General features: G+C 42.8%; 1 protein-coding gene. It reads right to left on the bottom strand.

Features of this window, described 5'->3' with window-relative positions; translation table 11 throughout:
• On the bottom strand, positions 1 to 2439 hold a 2439-nt coding region (locus O9295_RS13540), incomplete at its 3' end, for a choice-of-anchor L domain-containing protein (RefSeq protein WP_288033315.1).
• Between the last annotated feature and the right edge of the window lie 1133 nt (positions 2440 to 3572).

Here is a 3572-nt window from a genome sequence, read left to right as displayed (position 1 = left end):
TGAACCAGCAACGAAATTCACTGTCCCTGTTGCACTGGTGAAAGTTGCTGCACCGGTTTGAGTGTAATCTGTGCTAAATGTCGCTGTTCCCCCAACTGTATAGTTAGCGGTTAAGGCGCTGGTAGTAGAACCGGTACGGGTGAAGGTATAGACTAAGTTAGTTGTCCCATCTTCATTGACACTGGTCGGAGCAACCGCAAGAGTAATACTAGGGAAATCATCATTGGTAATTGTCCCGGTAACTGCGGTAGTTGTCCCAACTGTATAACCTGTCCCAGAAGTAAGAGTTAAAGCAACAGTTTCATCATCTTCAACAGTTGTATCAGCAGTGGGGTCAATTGTGACGGTAGCAGTGGATGAACCAGCAACGAAATTCACTGTCCCTGATGTCGCTGTGAAACTCGCTGCACCAGTTTGGGTGTAATCTGTGCTGAAGGTAGCAGTTCCTCCGACAGTGTAATTCACCGTTAAAGCATTAGTTGTTACTCCTGTACGGGTGAAGGTATAGACTAGGTTGGCTGTCCCGTCTTCAGTAACACTGCTGGGATTTACCCCTAAAGTAATACTCTGGTCGTCATCGATAATTGTTCCAGTTACTGCTGTGGCTGTACCCACTGTATAACCAGTTCCTGAAGCGAGAGTTAAAGCGACGGTTTCGTTGGGTTCAACTGTAGCATCTGCTGTCGGGTCAATTGTTACGGTAGCAGTGCTAGAATTTGCGGCAAAAATAACTGTTCCCGTAGTTCCAGAAAAAGTGTTCGCACCTGTTTGGGTATAATCTGTATTAAAAGTAGCCCCGCCACCAACAGTAAAGTTCACTGTTAAAGGATTGGCTGTAGAACCTGTACGGTTAAAAGTGTAAACTAGATTTTGTGTTCCATCTTCAAGGACGCTGGCGGGGCTGACAGAGAGGGTGACGTTAACAGACTGTGGCTCATTATCAGCAATCACTATCGTAGCGCTATTCGGTGTTCCCAAATCGTAACTGATAGTATCAGTTAGTGACAGGATTACAGTCTCATTCCCTTCTGTCACAGTATCATCAATTGGAGTAACCGTAATCGTCGTAGCAGCCTGTCCTGCTGGAATAGTTATGCTAGTAGGAAGAGCGTTATAATCAGTGCTACTAGCAGTTCCTGAAATTGAGTAAATTACGGTTAAAGGACTGGCTGTGTTACCTGTCCGACTGATAGTAAATGTGCCAGGATTGACGGGCGTACCTTCACCAGCGTTGGCATCAGTAGCAGTCACGGTTACAATAGTTGGGTTTCCAAAACTGCCTGCTTGAATGAAGACTGCCGAGTCGAAAATAAAGTCAGTCGCATCAGCAATTGCCAGCTTTATTCTCGCAGGAATTCCAGGGGCAAGATTGTTAGCAGTTGCACTCAATACCGTTGTAAAACCATCGAATTGGTTGTCGAAAGTCCCCCCAGTATTTGAGATAAAAAATGTCGAGTTAGTGACAGGGCTGACATTATTGATAGAAACAGGCGTTGTTGTCCCAGGAATGAGAGCAATATTTTCCCCATTCACGAAAAAAGCAAAAACGTCATTAAACTGCGAACCAACATACTCAGGATACTCTTCGGACGCAAAGACAAAAGCGAAGCTGATAGTGCTAGATAACGGAATAAAGTTAAACTGCAATACTGCCGCATCATTTGTAGTATTCGGTGTGACTATACTATTTAGATCTGTGTCACCTAATTGAGAATTATTAGCGCCAGCAGAACTACTGTTGTTTGGACCTGTGGCCAGAGCAATATTCCCGCTGCTGAGAACAATCCCCTCATTGATGCCTAAACCTGCTGCTAGTCCGCCACTAAAAAGTCCTGCTGCAACATTAGCACCTGTAAAACTGATACTGCCCACTGTAACACCAGGGCCGACTAAAGCGGTAACAAGATCGGTCGCAGTTACGCTATTCAAATTGGTTGTAGTTAGACTACTCTGTTCAATCTGAATTTGCTGTCCATCAATCTCAACAATAGCAGTATCATTTTCTAGTTTAAGCACTTGCAACTGCTGACTAGATAAACTCTCTCCTGACACCAAATTCGCAAAAATTGCCCCCTCATCTCCGGCGCTATCCACCGGATTAACTTGAGCATCCACATAATGCCCAATTTCTTCTAAAATTACATTAACTATCGCTGCTGACGAGGCCGTATTTAAAAAAGATGCTGATAGATAAATCTTATTCGTACTGCTGGCATAAGCACCATTCGCCGTCCCCAAAACCTCATCACTGAGTACCTCAATCGGGGGAAGTTGACTAAAATTTCGGCTTTGCCACTGCTGTCGTAATTGCGTCGCCTTAACCACATCATAACTTGTGCCAAAAGCAGTTTCTAAATTCGCCCAAAAACCGTCAGATTGAGCGAAATTGAACAAAACATCGTCAACAACAGAAAGAATCGGCAACAGTGAAGAAGTCATGACATTAACTGCAAAAGTTTATTGCTAATAATTTTAGCCCAACAAGCGCCAATTTTTCAAGGGGGATATAACAAAAATTTACAGAAAACGGGTTTCTCAAAGGAACCCGTTTTCTAGATATTAGGATAAGATTATTGGATTCTTGCCAAAGACTGCCTAAATTCTGCGAGAGAATTAGCGGTAGCTGCTAATTTTAGCAGGGAGCATCTCACTTACGCGATAAGTAATTATACTTAGCCTAAAAGCCACTCTTAATCGTGTCTTGGAACGAAATAGAGGCTTTTAAAGACTGCGTACATGGAGAATTAAAACAAGAATTACCCTCGAAAAGCCTATTTTTCCACTAAGTATTTATGCTCATTGCAAAGGTGAGATGCTCCCGAATGTTGATATTAATCGATCGCCCAGCTTTGGCTATTTTCGGGATAAACTACGTCATCTCAGTCAGGAAGAATCAAGATAAGTAATATTTTTTCAGGCTAAACTTTTAGGCATTTAAAATAATCGTCGAGAGCGGGGAAGAGGCGATAGTGAGCAGTAAGCAGTGAGCCTAAATCCAGTTATTAAAGACCGATTATTTATACTAAATCCAGTTATTAAAAACTGATTATTTATTCCCTCTTTTGCCTATTGCCCATTGCCTGTCCTGATATGTAGCCTATACTCAACGGATTTAGTATTATTCCCCCTTTTGCCTCTTGCATCAGTGCCTGTCCTGATAAGTAGGGTCTGCTGAAAAAGTTTTTCGGTGGGGGCAGGGTGTGGGGTGTGGGGTGTGGGGTGTGGGGTTTTACCGGTTTTGAGGTGGCCAATTACCTAATTTTTAGGGAAAAAGTCCTGGAATTTTCCCCCTGATCACTCCCATACTTGGTACTTTTTGATTGACAAAAAGTCTAAAAGTCTTACCCAACAAGTTTTTTAGATTTATTCAGCAAACCCTAAGTAGGGTCTGCTGAAAAAGTTTTTCCTGGGGGTAGGAGTCAGGAGTCAGGAGTCAGGAGTTTCGGGCTTTGTTGCCATTGTTTTTTGTACCAAGCCATGTACTACAAGAAGGATAATGCAAGGTTTTTGAAAGTCCCAATCCTATTTTCTTGCACTAACATCGGACTTTAACAGGTCAAAAGCCTTATTTT

It is taken from the genome of Microcystis sp. LE18-22.4A, from assembly GCF_027531105.1.
Lineage (GTDB): Bacteria > Cyanobacteriota > Cyanobacteriia > Cyanobacteriales > Microcystaceae > Microcystis > Microcystis aeruginosa.
This window is presented reverse-complemented; position numbering and strand designations above follow the sequence as displayed.